Annotated in this window: 15 protein-coding genes and 1 tRNA gene; 3 read left to right on the plus strand and 13 right to left on the minus strand. The window is 60.1% G+C overall.

Features of this window, described 5'->3' with window-relative positions; translation table 11 throughout:
* Positions 1-224 precede the first annotated feature (224 nt).
* A complete protein-coding gene (locus tag G7048_RS05650; RefSeq protein WP_166067199.1) occupies positions 225-536 on the plus strand; it encodes a hypothetical protein in 312 nt (103 codons plus the stop codon).
* Between the two features lie 53 nt (positions 537-589).
* Here the strand turns inward: G7048_RS05650 and G7048_RS05655 are convergent.
* From G7048_RS05655 to petA, 6 genes are all read right to left on the minus strand, one after another.
* Positions 590-665: transfer RNA gene (locus G7048_RS05655), tRNA-Thr, on the minus strand.
* Positions 666-731: 66 nt separating this feature from the next.
* On the minus strand, positions 732-1,271 hold the full coding sequence (locus G7048_RS05660) for a ClpXP protease specificity-enhancing factor (protein WP_166067200.1): 540 nt from the start codon (positions 1,269-1,271) through the stop codon (positions 732-734).
* Positions 1,272-1,312: 41 nt separating this feature from the next.
* Complete coding sequence (locus G7048_RS05665; protein ID WP_166067201.1) at positions 1,313-1,924, minus strand: glutathione S-transferase N-terminal domain-containing protein; 612 nt, start codon at positions 1,922-1,924, stop codon at positions 1,313-1,315.
* A 106-nt stretch (positions 1,925-2,030) separates the two neighbouring features.
* A complete protein-coding gene (locus tag G7048_RS05670) occupies positions 2,031-2,786 on the minus strand; it encodes a cytochrome c1 (protein ID WP_166070817.1) in 756 nt (251 codons plus the stop codon).
* A 19-nt stretch (positions 2,787-2,805) separates the two neighbouring features.
* Positions 2,806-4,227 carry a cytochrome bc complex cytochrome b subunit gene (locus G7048_RS05675; RefSeq protein WP_166067202.1) on the minus strand — a complete coding sequence of 474 codons (1,422 nt, stop codon included), beginning with the start codon at positions 4,225-4,227 and terminating at the stop codon, positions 2,806-2,808.
* Between the two features lie 11 nt (positions 4,228-4,238).
* Positions 4,239-4,838, minus strand: coding sequence for a ubiquinol-cytochrome c reductase iron-sulfur subunit (gene petA, locus G7048_RS05680; protein WP_166067203.1), 600 nt, complete (start codon positions 4,836-4,838; stop codon positions 4,239-4,241).
* Positions 4,839-4,973: 135 nt separating this feature from the next.
* Here petA and mscL point away from each other — a divergent pair, with 135 nt between their 5' ends.
* Positions 4,974-5,402, plus strand: coding sequence for a large conductance mechanosensitive channel protein MscL (mscL, locus tag G7048_RS05685; protein ID WP_166067204.1), 429 nt, complete (start codon positions 4,974-4,976; stop codon positions 5,400-5,402).
* A 95-nt stretch (positions 5,403-5,497) separates the two neighbouring features.
* On the opposite strand, the gene pdxA is transcribed toward mscL, so the two are convergent.
* The 3 genes from pdxA to G7048_RS05700 are packed head-to-tail and all read right to left on the minus strand — an operon-like array spanning position 5,498 to position 8,692.
* On the minus strand, positions 5,498-6,565 hold the full coding sequence (gene pdxA / locus G7048_RS05690) for a 4-hydroxythreonine-4-phosphate dehydrogenase PdxA (protein ID WP_166067205.1): 1,068 nt from the start codon (positions 6,563-6,565) through the stop codon (positions 5,498-5,500).
* 8 nt (positions 6,566-6,573) lie between these two features.
* Entirely contained in the window at positions 6,574-7,326 is a 753-nt protein-coding gene (locus G7048_RS05695; protein ID WP_166067206.1) for a Nif3-like dinuclear metal center hexameric protein, read from the minus strand.
* Between the two features lie 40 nt (positions 7,327-7,366).
* The gene (locus G7048_RS05700; protein WP_166067207.1) at positions 7,367-8,692 is read right to left on the minus strand and encodes an MFS transporter; all 1,326 of its coding nucleotides are present in this window, start codon (positions 8,690-8,692) and stop codon (positions 7,367-7,369) included.
* A 316-nt stretch (positions 8,693-9,008) separates the two neighbouring features.
* Here G7048_RS05700 and G7048_RS05705 point away from each other — a divergent pair, with 316 nt between their 5' ends.
* Positions 9,009-10,157, plus strand: coding sequence for a trypsin-like peptidase domain-containing protein (locus G7048_RS05705; protein ID WP_166067208.1), 1,149 nt, complete (start codon positions 9,009-9,011; stop codon positions 10,155-10,157).
* Positions 10,158-10,234: 77 nt separating this feature from the next.
* On the opposite strand, the gene tatC is transcribed toward G7048_RS05705, so the two are convergent.
* From tatC to G7048_RS05725, 4 genes are all read right to left on the minus strand, one after another.
* Positions 10,235-11,053, minus strand: coding sequence for a twin-arginine translocase subunit TatC (tatC, locus tag G7048_RS05710; protein WP_166067209.1), 819 nt, complete (start codon positions 11,051-11,053; stop codon positions 10,235-10,237).
* Positions 11,054-11,169: 116 nt separating this feature from the next.
* A complete protein-coding gene (gene tatB / locus G7048_RS05715) occupies positions 11,170-11,661 on the minus strand; it encodes a Sec-independent protein translocase protein TatB (protein WP_166067210.1) in 492 nt (163 codons plus the stop codon).
* Positions 11,662-11,689: 28 nt separating this feature from the next.
* A complete protein-coding gene (gene tatA, locus G7048_RS05720) occupies positions 11,690-11,941 on the minus strand; it encodes a Sec-independent protein translocase subunit TatA (RefSeq protein WP_166067211.1) in 252 nt (83 codons plus the stop codon).
* Between the two features lie 125 nt (positions 11,942-12,066).
* Positions 12,067-12,423, minus strand: coding sequence for a histidine triad nucleotide-binding protein (locus G7048_RS05725; RefSeq protein ID WP_166067213.1), 357 nt, complete (start codon positions 12,421-12,423; stop codon positions 12,067-12,069).
* Positions 12,424-12,451: the final 28 nt, after the last annotated feature.

A 12,451-nucleotide genomic window follows, 5' to 3' on the forward strand; every position in this document is an offset into this window, starting at 1 on the left:
GGACACGGGGGCTCGTGGCGCAGATTCTACCCGTGCGCCGTGGATCGCCCTTCACAAAGTCCAGCTACTCTGACAAGGATGTGGGTTTGAGCCCATTTGGCGATGTGCGCGAACCACGCTCAGGCACTGCAAAGCCGGGAAACCGTCTTTCGAGCCCTTCCGCCACCACGCGCAGATAATGAGGCATCACCTCCACAGTTCTCACTTAGGCACGCACGACAGACATGCACAGACGCCATGAATCCATCCCTCTTCTGCAAGCCGCAAGCGAGTCTCCCACGCTGGCGCAACTGACACGCCTCACCCGCGATTCCACCGCCCGCCTGAAGGCCATCGAGCCATTGATTCCACCCAGCATGCGCGCGTCGATCCAGGCCGGCCCCATCGAAGGCATGACCTGGTGCTTGCTCGTGAAAGGAAATGCGGCCGCATCCAAGCTCAGGCAACTGCTGCCATCGTTCGAAGCGCATTTGCGTACCAAGGGGTGGGACGTGCAGCACATTCGCGTCAAGATCCAGACACGGACGGAAAGCTGAAAGCATCAGCCGCTGCAGAAATGAAAAAACCCGTCAGAGACGGGTTTTTTGTTTGGTGCCGGTTGTCGGAATCGAACTGACGACCTACCGCTTACAAGGCGGGTGCTCTACCAACTGAGCTAAACCGGCGAAGCTCTTATTCTAGCTTCAACTTTTTGGTGTTTTTGGAAAAAACCAAAAAAATTTCTATTTTGTTCACTTCACGAGCTTAAGAGAAGGTCTCGCACCGCCACCTGCCGGAGGCTTGGGTGGTGGGCTGTCCTCGTCCGTGTCATCCACTTGAGCACCACCCACCGGCACGAGCTGTGGAGCGGAACGCTCTGCGGCCGCGTCGGCCTTGGCGGAGGCATCTGGCGAGTCGTCCATCTGCGGCGGCAGGCTGTCTTGCGACACTGCGCCACCCAGATTGTCGACCGGCGGAGGGAACGCCATGCCCTGCCCGTTCTCACGTGCGTAGACGGCGATCACACGACCCACGGGGACCATGATCTCGCGCGCCACGCCGCCAAAGCGGGCTTTGAACTCGATGAAGTCGTTGCCAAGCTGCAGACTGCTGGTCGCATCGTAGCTGGCATTCAGCACGATCTCGCCATCCTTCACGAATTCACGCGGCACCTTGACGGAGTCGTTCACGCTCACCACGATGTAGGGCGTGAAACCGTTGTCGATGCACCATTCGTGAATCGCGCGGATCAGATAGGGCCGCGTGGAGGTGAGTTCCGGGGCGTTGATCATGTTTTGTTTCGCTGGCGCTTCAGACTTCAACAACGCGCAAATTACTTGCGCATCACCTTTTCGGAAGGTGTCAGCGCTTCGATGTAGGCGGGGCGCGAGAAGATGCGCTCTGCGTACTTGAGCAGCGGAGCAGCGTTCTTACTCAGCTCGATGCCGTAGTAGTCGAGGCGCCACAGCAGTGGAGCGATCGCCACGTCGAGCATGGAGAAGCTTTCGCCAAGCATGTACTTGTTCTTCAGGAACACAGGGGCGAGCTGGGTCAGGCGATCGCGGATGTGCGAGCGGGCCTTTTCCAGCGCCTTGTCGTTGCCCTTGGAAGCGCGCGACTCGAGCGTGTTCACGTGAACGAACAGTTCCTTCTCGAAGTTCAGCAGGAACAGGCGAACGCGTGCGCGGTCGACTGGGTCGCCGGGCATCAGCTGAGGATGCGGGAAGCGCTCGTCGATGTACTCGTTGATGATGTTCGACTCGTACAGAATCAGGTCGCGCTCGACCAGAATCGGCACCTGGCCGTACGGGTTCATCACATTGATGTCTTCGGGCTTGTTGTAGAGATCCACATCACGGATTTCGAAATCCATGCCCTTCTCGAACAGAACGAAGCGGCAGCGGTGTGAAAAAGGACAGGTCGTACCCGAATAAAGCACCATCATGGTGAGCGGCTCCTAAAAAGTCAAAAGAGTGGACGCTTGCGCGGCCACTCTGCACCGGCCGAACAAAAGGCTCGACCGGTAGAACAAGGCGTAGATTGTCGGGTAGTTACTTGACGTCTTTCCAGAAGGCTGCATTGAGCCTCCACGCGAAGAGCGTCAGCACCCCCAGGAAGAACAGAACCCAGACACCCACGCGGATGCGCGTATTTTGCGCTGGTTCGCCCATCCACTGCAGGTAATTCACAAGATCACCTACAGCCTTATCGTAATTCTGAGGCGTCATGGTACCAGCGCTGACTTGTTCCCAGCCCTTGAATACCTGAGTCTTTTGTCCGTGGCTCTCCAACTCCTCGAAGACTGGCTTGCGATTGCCCTGCAGTTCCCACAGCGGATGCGGCATGCCGACGCTTGGGAAAGCGAGATTGTTCCAGCCCGTGGCCTTGGTGTCGTCACGGTAGAAAGTGCGCATGAAGGTGTAGAGGTAATCCGCACCCGTGCCGTTGTGACCGGCACGCGAGCGCGCGATCACGGTCAGGTCCGGCGGATTCGCGCCGAACCATTCCTTGGCCTGCTTGGGATCGATGGACGCTTTCATGGTCTCGCCGATCTTGTCGGTCGTGAACATGAGGTTGTCCTTGATCTGCTGGTCGGTCAGGCCGATGTCCTTCAGACGGTTGATGCGCATGAACGCAGCCGAGTGACAGCTCAGGCAGTAGTTCACGAAGATCTTGGCACCGTTCTGCAGCGACGCGGTGTCGCTGGTGTTGACCGGCGCCTTGTCCCAGGCGATTCCACCCTCTGAAGCCTGAGCACCCGCAGCGATTCCGAGCGCTGCGACCAGGGTCAAGATAATTTTTTTCATCATGGTTGTGGGCTCCTGCTCAATGCGCGGCAAAGGTGACACGGTCCGGCACCGGCTTGGGCTCACCCAGACGGCTCCACCACGGCATCAACAGGAAGAAACCGAAATAGAACAGCGTACCGACTTGCGAGACGCGCTCACCGATGGGCGATGGAGGCTGCACACCCAGATAGCCCAGAATCAGGAACCAGACCACGAAGATGGCGTACATCCACTTGTGCCAGCTCGGACGATAGCGGATCGAACGCGCAGGGCTTTGATCCAGCCAAGGCAGGAAGAACAGGATGATCACGGCACCGCCCATCACCACCACGCCCCAGAACTTGGCGTCGATGGAGAGCATCATCGCGATGGCGATGGCCGCCACCACCGCGACGGCACCCTTGGCGATGCTTGGCAGCTTGAACTTGAAGATGCCGAAGCCGGCACCCAGCACCACGCAGGCGATCAGCGCATACATCATCTCGCTGGTGATGGCACGCAGCATCGAGTAGAACGGCGTGAAGTACCAGACCGGCGCAATGTGGTTCGGCGTCTTCAGCGGATCCGCAGGGATGAAGTTGTTGTACTCGAGGAAATAGCCACCGAACTCAGGCGCAAAGAACACCACGGCCGAGAAGATGAACAGGAAAATGCACACGCCGAAGATGTCGTGCACGGTGTAGTACGGATGGAACGGGATGCCGTCGAGCGGATGGCCCTTGGCGTCCACTGGCTTGCCCGGACCCTTGATCTCGATACCGTCGGGATTGTTGGAACCCACGTCGTGCAGCGCCAGCAAGTGAGCCACCACCAGACCCAGCAGCACCAGCGGCACGGCGATCACGTGGAAGCTGAAGAAGCGGTTCAGCGTCGCGTCACCCACCACATAGTCGCCACGGATCAGCAGCGCCAGATCGGGACCGACGAAGGGAATCGCGGCAAACAGGTTCACGATCACCTGAGCGCCCCAGTACGACATCTGGCCCCATGGCAGCAGATAGCCCATGAAGGCTTCGGCCATCAGGCACAGGAAGATCGCGCAGCCGAAGATCCACACCAGCTCGCGCGGCTTGCGGTACGAGCCGTACAGCAGACCACGGAACATGTGCAGATACACGACGATGAAGAACGCGGACGCGCCCGTCGAGTGCATGTAGCGGATCAGCCAACCCCAGGGCACGTCGCGCATGATGTACTCGACCGACTCGAACGCCTTGGCGGCGTCGGGCTTGTAGTGCATCACGAGGAAGATGCCGGTGACGATCTGGATCACCAGCACCAGCAGTGCGAGCGAGCCGAAGATGTACCAGAAGTTGAAATTCTTCGGAGCGTAGTACTCCGACATGTGGACCCGGTAGGCCTCGAAGGCCGTGGGAAAGCGGTTCTCCAGCCAGGTCGATGTCTTCTCGACAGCCGACGCATTGGGGGAGACTTCCTTGAATTCGCGGTAAGCAGCCATGGTGTTCTCCCTCAAGCCTTCTTGTCGTCGCCGATGAGCAATCGGGTGTCGGACAGGTACATGTGAGGCGGAACCTCAAGGTTGTCGGGAGCGGGCTTGTTCTTGAACACGCGGCCAGCAAGGTCGAAAGTGGAGCCGTGGCATGGGCAGAGGAAGCCGCCCTTCCAGTCATCCGGCAGCGAAGGCTGTGGACCGGAGTGGAACTTGTCCACTGGCGAGCAGCCCAGATGCGTGCAGATGCCGACGACGACCAGCAAGTCGGGCTTGATCGAGCGGCCTTCGTTGCGAGCGTACGCTGGCGTGAACTCGTCGGGCTTGCGCAGCGACTTCGGGTCGGCCAGTTGCGAATCAAGCGCTGGCAGCTCGGCAATCTGCTCCTTTGTGCGCTTGACGATCCAGACCGGCTTGCCGCGCCATTCGACTGTCAGCTTCTCCCCTTCCTGCAGAGACGAAATGTCCACCTCAACCGGTGCGCCGGCGGCCTTCGCCTTCTCGGACGGCTGAAACGTGCTCACAAAGGGGACGGCAACTCCAACGCCGCCCACCGCACCAGCGCAGCCAGACGCAATCAGCCACGTCCGTTTGCTGGAATCGATCCGGGATTCACTCATGGGGGTCCTCGATTTGCTTCGCTAATATGGTTAACAATAAATTGTAGCGGAGTGAAAATGCTTAATGCACCATAGCAATCACCCTTAAGCTAGGCAATACTTCAGTGTTTTCATCTATATCAAAGGATTTCATTTATGAGCTTTATGAAAGAGTTCCGCGAATTCGCGGTCAAGGGCAATGTCATTGATTTGGCAGTTGGTGTGATCATCGGTGGCGCATTCGGCAAGATCGTCGACTCCATCGTGAACGATCTGATCATGCCCATCGTCGGCTTGATCTTCGGCAAGCTCGACTTCTCGAATCTATTCGTTGCACTGGGTACTGTTCCAGAGGGAACACCCCATACCCTCGAAGCCATCCGCAAGGCAGGCGTTCCTGTTTTCGCCTATGGCAACTTCATCACCGTGGCGGTGAACTTCATCATCCTCGCGTTCATCATTTTCCTGATGATCAAGCAGATCAACCGTCTGAAGCGCGAAACGCCTGCCGAGGCGCCAGCTCCGGAAGCCACACCGGAAGACGTGGTTCTGCTGCGCGAAATCCGCGACAGCCTCAAGCGCTGATTTGATTTTTTTACAACACTTCAAACCAAAACGCCGCTCAATCGAGCGGCGTTTTGCCTTTTATCACAATTTAATATATTAACGATTGCGAATATTCAGTGGCTCCAGCAAGCCAGCCGTTTTGCCACCTGGATCGACTCAATCAAGCTTGCTGCGTCGGCGATTCCACGTCCGGCAATATCGAATGCAGTGCCATGGTCGGGGCTGGTGCGGATGAGCGGCAGGCCGAGCGTCACGTTCACGCCGGAGTCCACGCCCAGATATTTGATCGGGATTAACCCTTGATCGTGGTACATCGCGACCACCACGTCGAATTCGCCCTCCTTGTCGGCGCTGCTGCGCGCGCGCATGAAAACAGTATCTGGCGCATAGGGACCTGTGGCGAAAATGCCTTCGTTTTGAGCCGCTGCGATGGCCGGCGCGATGATTTCCAGCTCTTCACGCCCGAACAGCCCGCCCTCGCCCGCATGCGGGTTCAAACCCGCCACACCGATGCGCGGCTGGCGGCCCAGCGTTCTGGAAAGTGCGCCGTGTGTGATGCGCAACGTCTGCAACACATTTTCGAAAGTGACTGCATCAATTGCATCACGAAGTGACACATGGATACTCACCAGCACCGTGCGCAGCGCATCGTTGGCCAGCATCATCCGCACCGGCATCTCGGCGTTTGTCACGCCCCTGAACTGTGCCGATTCGGCCTGCAGCAGCTCGGTATGACCGGGAAATCTCACCCCAGCGAGCGACAGCGCCTCCTTGTGCAGCGGCGCCGTCACCAGCGCCGCGACCTCGCCGCGCAAAGCCGCACGCGCTGCCCAGATCACGCATTGCGCAGCGGCATCCCCGCCTTCCCTGGTGATCTGGCCGAACGGCACCAGCTTGGCGGGCATGTCCGATAGTTGGAAAACCGGAATGCAGCGCGGCGGCGCATCCAGTGCTTCGTCCACGCTTTGAATCTGCGCAATGGGCAGTGGCAGGTCATCGTCGCCGCTCACGCATTGCACGGCTCGGCGCATCGTCGCCACGTCGCCTACGACGAAGCAGCCGCGCACCACATCAGGCGCATCGCGGAATGCCTTGACGATGATTTCGGGGCCTATGCCCGCCGGGTCCCCTTGGGTGATGACCAACGGCAGGGGCGATTTTTTCGATGATTCAGCAGACATGGAAAGCTTCAGGCCGGGTTATCGATTTCAACAAATACATGTTCAAGGCCCAACCGTGCGGCCACATGGGCAGCGGCTGCGGGTGCGCCGTAGCGCTCGGTCGCGTGATGTCCTGCTGCGATGAACGCCACACCGGTTTCGCGCGCGAGGTGCGCTTGGGGTTCCGAGATTTCTCCGGTGATGAAGGCATCGGCGCCGGCAGCAATCGCCGATTCGAAGAAGCCTTGCGCACCGCCCGTGCACCAGGCCACGCGGCGAATCTCGCGTCCATTGCCCGGATCGGCCAGCGTCACCTGGCGACCCAATGCGGTTTGCACATGCTGAGCGAGCGCATTCGCGCTGGCGAAATCCGCTGCGCCTGCAAAGCCCAGATCCTGCTCGCCAAAGCGCTGATCAGTCTGCAGACCCAGCACACGGCCGAGTTGTACGTTGTTGCCGAATTCGGGGTGCGCGTCGAGCGGCAGGTGGTAGGCGAAGAGATTGATGTCATGCGCGAGCAGCAGCTGAATGCGCTGCTTCATCCAGCCGGTGATGCGCCCGTCCATGCCGCGCCAGAACAGGCCGTGGTGCACGAAGATCGCATCGGCCTTCTGCGCGATGGCTGCCTCGATGAGCGCACGGCTTGCCGTGACGCCGCTCACGATGCGCGAGATGTTTTCCTTGCCTTCAACCTGCAGGCCGTTCGGGCCGTAATCCTTGAAGCGCTCGGGCTGCAGGAGTTCGTTGAAGGAGTTCAGCAGGGTTTGCCTTGAGGTGCTCATGCACCGGATTGTCCCAGATGCATGAGCCCGTCCGCACGCCTTACTTGACGTTGGTTGGTTGCCAGCCGCCCGAGGCCAACGGCCAGAAGCCGATCACGAAGCCCAGAATGCCCATCGCGGCCACGTAGTGCGCGGGAGCCATCAGGTCATACGTTTGCCAGACGCTGATGATGATCGGAGTCAGTCCGCCGAACACCGCATAGGCCATGTTGTAGGCGAACGAAAGTCCCGAGAAGCGAATGGCTGGCGGGAACGCGCGCACGCCAGTGATCGGCAAAAGCGAGATCGAGCCGCAGAAGAAACCGACCAGCGCATACAGCCAGATCAGCGATTCCGGCGTGCCCGGCAGGTTCATGTAGAACAGATACGAAGTGACCGCAAGGCCACCCCAGCCGATCAGCATCACGGCCTTGGTGCCGATGCGGTCGGTCGCCCAGCCGCACACGGCGCAGCCAATGGTCAGCGTGAGCGTCGCGGCCACATTGGCTTCGAGCGACAGCGTCGGCGCGATGTGGAACACCTTCTGCAGATAGGCCGGTGTCATCAGAATCACCACCACCACGGTGGTCGACAGCACCCAGGTCATGAGTGCCACGAGCAGCATGGCAGGACGGTGTTCACGCAGCACGGTCTTCACCGGCAGTTCCTTGGCCACCTTCTTGCGCTGGGCCATTTCCTTGAAGATCGGAGTCTCTTCCAGGAAGCGGCGCAGATACACGGAAACCAGACCGAACACACCGCCCAGAATGAACGGAATGCGCCATGCGTAATCGTTGATCTCGGCGGCGCTGTAGTGCGTGTTGATGAACACGGCAAACAGCGAACCCAACAAGATGCCGCCGGTGATGCCCGCCGTCAGCGTGCCCACGGCCAGACCGTAGTGGCGCTGCGGCACGTGCTCGGCAACGAACACCCATGCGCCCGGCATTTCACCGCCGATGGCTGCGCCCTGCAGCACGCGCATGGCCAGCAGCAGCAGCGGAGCCGCAATGCCGATGGACGCGTAAGTGGGCAGCAGGCCGATCACCAGCGTGGGCACGGCCATCAGAAAGATCGACAGCGTGAACATCTTCTTGCGGCCCAGCTTGTCGCCGAAGTGAGCAATGATGATGCCGCCGATCGGGCGTGCCAGATAACCGGCCGCGAAGATGCCCAGCGTCTGCAGCTGGCGCAGCCAGTCGGGCATGTCGGTCGGGAAAAACAGCGCGCCCAGAATGTTGGCGAAGAACACGTAGACGACGAAGTCGTAGAACTCCAGCGTGCCGCCCAGCGCCGAGAGGCTGAGCGTCTGGTAGTCTTTTTTGTTGAGAGTGCGTTGCGGCTCACCCGCTGCTGGGAGCGTGGCCGCCGAGGTCATGTGGGTCATTGCGTGATTCAGTAGTTCTCATGAACAACTGCACGACGAATGGCGAACGGATCGCGCCACTGGGTTCAACCTTCACAGACGTTGCCGGTTGGGCAGTCTGGGGGTAGGCGACCTGCAGGGATGCAGCAGGTTGCGGGGAACGAGGGGCCGTGGCAGTTGGTTACATACTAAGGGTTTACCCATGATCGTGACGGAAAAGATCAAAACAACCATTTGATAGTGATGGTTGAAAGTGCGCTGCCTTGGCACGCACTCTTTCTCCCCAAATGCGAGACGGGCGACAATGCTTCCTTTTGCAAGTAGAGAATCATTCAACATGAAGCGCTTCTGGCTGCTTTTTTCTCAGGCCGTCACCGTCCTGCTCGCCGCGTACTTCGTCGTGGCCACCTTGCAGCCAAGCTGGCTGCAGCGCGGCGCGTCCCGCAGCGGCGCGGGCATCAGCCTCATCGAGGCACCACCAGCGACGCGCGCCGAGCCACCTGCAGGCAGCCTGGCCAGTGCCGCCCGCAAGGCCTCTCCGGCCGTCGTCAGCATCAACACCAGCAAGGCCGCCCGTTCCTCACGCGGCAATGACCCCTGGTTCGAATTCTTCTTCGGCGATCAAGGCAATCAGGCCCAGGTCGGCCTCGGCAGCGGCGTGATCGTCAGCCCGGACGGCTTCATCCTCACCAACAACCACGTGGTCGAAGGCGCGGACGAGATCGAAGTCACGCTCACTGACGCCCGCCATGCCAAGGCCAAGGTCATCGGCACCGATCCCGACACCGACCTCGCGATCCTCAAGATCGACCTCGACAAGCTGCCCGTGATCGTGCTCGGCGACTCCGACCAACTGCTCGTCGGCGACCGCGTGCTCGCCATCGGCAACCCCTTCGGTGTCGGCCAGACCGTGACCAGCGGCATCGTCTCGGCGCTGGGCCGCAGCCAGCTCGGCATCAACACCTTCGAGAACTTCATCCAGACCGATGCCGCCATCAACCCCGGCAATTCCGGCGGCGCGCTGGTCGACGTGAGCGGCAACCTCATGGGTATCAACACGGCGATCTATTCGCGCTCGGGCGGCAGCATGGGCATCGGTTTCGCGATTCCCGTGTCCACCGCACGCTTGGTGCTCGACGGCATCGTCAAGGACGGTCAGGTCACGCGCGGCTGGATCGGCGCAGAGCCCAACGAGCTCTCGCCCGAACTCGCCGAAACCTTTGGAGTGAAGGCCTCCGAAGGCGTGATCATCACCGGCGTGTTGCAGGACGGCCCTGCCGCTCAAGGCGGCCTGCGTCCCGGCGACGTGATCACCAAGGTGGGCGACAAGGCGATCAGCAATGTCTCCGAACTGCTCTCCACCGTGGCGGCTCTCAAGCCCGGCGTGGAAACCAAGTTCGCCGTGCTGCGTGGCGATGCGACGACCGAGATCACCATCGTCCCCGGCAAGCGCCCTGCTCCGGCCAAACGCGTGCAGCAGCGATAAGCCGAACAGGTTCTGAGCACAAAAACAAAGGGCAGTCCGTTTTCGGACTGCCCTTTTTCATTGATTCAGCGCTCGGATCAGGATGTCTTTTCCGAATCGGTTTTCGCTTCGCCGTCCGACTGCTGATCTTCAGGTGCCTTGGTGTTCCGCTGGAACCAGCCTGCGGCGATGATGCCGATCTCGTACAGCAGCACCATGGGCACAGCCAGCGACACCTGCGAGAGCACGTCGGGCGGCGTCACCACAGCAGCCACGACGAAGGCCAGCACGATGAAGTAGCCACGGAAGGCCTTGAGCTTGTCGATGTCCACGATGCCCAGACGCACCAGCAGGATCACCACGATGGGCACCTGGAACGCGCAGCCGAAGGCGATGTAGAGCGACAGAATCGCTTCGACATACGACGAAATGTCGGGCGTCGCCGCCACGCTGGACGGCGTGAAATGCTGGATGAAACCGAACATGCGCTCCAGCACAAAGAGCTGCACGAAGGCGATGCCGATATAGGCCAGCGCGCTGCCGAAGAAGATCAGCGGCAGGGCGAACTTCTTCTCGTGCGAATACAGGCCCGGGGCGACGAAGGCCCAGATCTGGTACATGATCCACGGCAACGCCAACAGCACGGCCGCCATGGCCAGCACCTTGAGCGGCACGATGAACGGCGAAAACACCCCCACCGCGATCAGCTTGGCGCCCTCGGGCATGTGGTGCCTGATGGGCGTGGCGACGAAGTCGATCAGACCGTCCGGTCCCGGCCAGAAGGCCAGCAGCGCGATGGCGACAAGAATGCCGTAGATGCTGTAGAGCAGGCGATCGCGCAGCTCCATGAGGTGCTGAACGAAGGGCTGCTCGGTGCCGGCCAGTTCGTCGTCTTTGGGAGAAGGAGTGTCAGCCATGGTCAAACAAAAGCGCGAGCCCTAAGAGGCTCGCACACAGGGATCGGAGCATGCCTTGGCGCGCGAACTGCGCACCGGGCATGGCGGCAAGAACGGCTTGCCGCACGTTGGTTGGCTCAAAGCGGCTTTTTCGGACGGAACCGCGCCACGCGTGCCGCGCCCGACTGCGCCTTGGTGCGAACGCCGGAGCGCGACTTGTACCACTGCGGCATGGCCCCGCGCTTGAGCCGCCAGTTCTTGCGCGGATGGCGATAGGCCGGTGTCACGGTGCTGCTGGAGTTCCAGTCGTATTCGGAACCCGTGCTGCCGGAAGACGAGTCGCTCAGGGACGATGTGGCATCGCTCCAGTCCTTCTCGAAATCCTTGGCGCTGGTGTGAACCGATTGCTCGACATCGCGAGCCGCCGATTCCACGTTGTCCTTCATCTTGCGCAGCTCGTCGAGCTCCATCGAACGATTGACCTCGGACTTCACATCGTTCACATAGCGCTGCGCCTTGCCCAGCAGCGTACCCACGGTGCGCGCCACTTTCGGCAGCTTTTCCGGCCCGATGACGACCAACGCCACCACACCGATCAGCGCCATCTTTGAAAGGCCAATATCAATCATTCAGCGAATCCGCTCAGATACTCGGAAATCAGCTCTTGTGCTTGGCTTCCACGTCGATGGTCGACTTGTCGGCGGCGGCGTTGTTGGTCACTTGACCAGCAGCGGCATTGTTGTTGCCAGCAGCGTCGGCGTCAGCCTGGCCACCGTCCTTGATGCCGTCCTTGAAACCCTTGACCGCACCACCCAGATCGGAGCCGATGTTCTTGAGCTTCTTGGTGCCAAAAACCATCACGACGATCAGCAGCACGATCAGCCAGTGCCAAATAGAAAACGAACCCATGTGATTCTCCTAACGAATACAGACCATTCTAGACGCCACGCGTGTCAAGACGGTCATTAACCAGTAACTTTCCCGGTGGGAACCGGGCATTTGGAGCCTGTGGACGGCTTTCTCAAGCCTCTGGCTCAGCCCTTTTTCCAGGGACGCGGGCCGCCGATCACGTGCACATGCAGGTGGTGCACTTCCTGACCGCCTTCATCACCCGTGTTCACCACGATGCGGAATCCGCCTGCGGGATAAGGGTTGCAGCCCTGCTCCACCGCGAGCTTGGGGGCCAGAGCCATCATCTTGCCGAGCAGCGGCGTGTCTTCCGCCGTGACCTGGGCCATCGACGGAATGTGCTTCTTGGGCACCATCAGAAAATGCACTGGAGCCCAGGGATTGATGTCGTGGAACGCAAAGACATCCTCGTCTTCGTAGACCTTCTTCGAAGGGATCTTGCCTTCGATGATCTTGCAAAAAATACAGTTCGGATCGTGCATATCAGTTCGATGGAAAAGCGAATGTCTC

This window comes from Diaphorobacter sp. HDW4B (assembly GCF_011305535.1).
GTDB lineage: Bacteria > Pseudomonadota > Gammaproteobacteria > Burkholderiales > Burkholderiaceae_C > Diaphorobacter_A.

Excerpts from the sequence above, each read along its gene's own strand:
- G7048_RS05665 (WP_166067201.1), bottom strand. The coding sequence starts at position 1,924 with ATGATGGTGCTTTATTCGGGTACGACCTGTCCTTTTTCACACCGCTGC.
- mscL (WP_166067204.1), top strand. The coding sequence starts at position 4,974 with ATGAGCTTTATGAAAGAGTTCCGCGAATTCGCGGTCAAGGGCAATGTC.
- G7048_RS05700 (WP_166067207.1), bottom strand. The coding sequence starts at position 8,692 with ATGACCCACATGACCTCGGCGGCCACGCTCCCAGCAGCGGGTGAGCCG.
- G7048_RS05705 (WP_166067208.1), top strand. The coding sequence starts at position 9,009 with ATGAAGCGCTTCTGGCTGCTTTTTTCTCAGGCCGTCACCGTCCTGCTC.
- G7048_RS05660 (WP_166067200.1), bottom strand. The coding sequence starts at position 1,271 with ATGATCAACGCCCCGGAACTCACCTCCACGCGGCCCTATCTGATCCGC.
- tatA (WP_166067211.1), bottom strand. The coding sequence starts at position 11,941 with ATGGGTTCGTTTTCTATTTGGCACTGGCTGATCGTGCTGCTGATCGTC.
- tatB (WP_166067210.1), bottom strand. The coding sequence starts at position 11,661 with ATGATTGATATTGGCCTTTCAAAGATGGCGCTGATCGGTGTGGTGGCG.
- pdxA (WP_166067205.1), bottom strand. The coding sequence starts at position 6,565 with ATGTCTGCTGAATCATCGAAAAAATCGCCCCTGCCGTTGGTCATCACC.
- G7048_RS05670 (WP_166070817.1), bottom strand. The coding sequence starts at position 2,786 with ATGAAAAAAATTATCTTGACCCTGGTCGCAGCGCTCGGAATCGCTGCG.
- petA (WP_166067203.1), bottom strand. The coding sequence starts at position 4,838 with ATGAGTGAATCCCGGATCGATTCCAGCAAACGGACGTGGCTGATTGCG.
- tatC (WP_166067209.1), bottom strand. The coding sequence starts at position 11,053 with ATGGCTGACACTCCTTCTCCCAAAGACGACGAACTGGCCGGCACCGAG.
- G7048_RS05695 (WP_166067206.1), bottom strand. The coding sequence starts at position 7,326 with ATGAGCACCTCAAGGCAAACCCTGCTGAACTCCTTCAACGAACTCCTG.
- G7048_RS05675 (WP_166067202.1), bottom strand. The coding sequence starts at position 4,227 with ATGGCTGCTTACCGCGAATTCAAGGAAGTCTCCCCCAATGCGTCGGCT.
- G7048_RS05725 (WP_166067213.1), bottom strand. The coding sequence starts at position 12,423 with ATGCACGATCCGAACTGTATTTTTTGCAAGATCATCGAAGGCAAGATC.
- G7048_RS05650 (WP_166067199.1), top strand. The coding sequence starts at position 225 with ATGCACAGACGCCATGAATCCATCCCTCTTCTGCAAGCCGCAAGCGAG.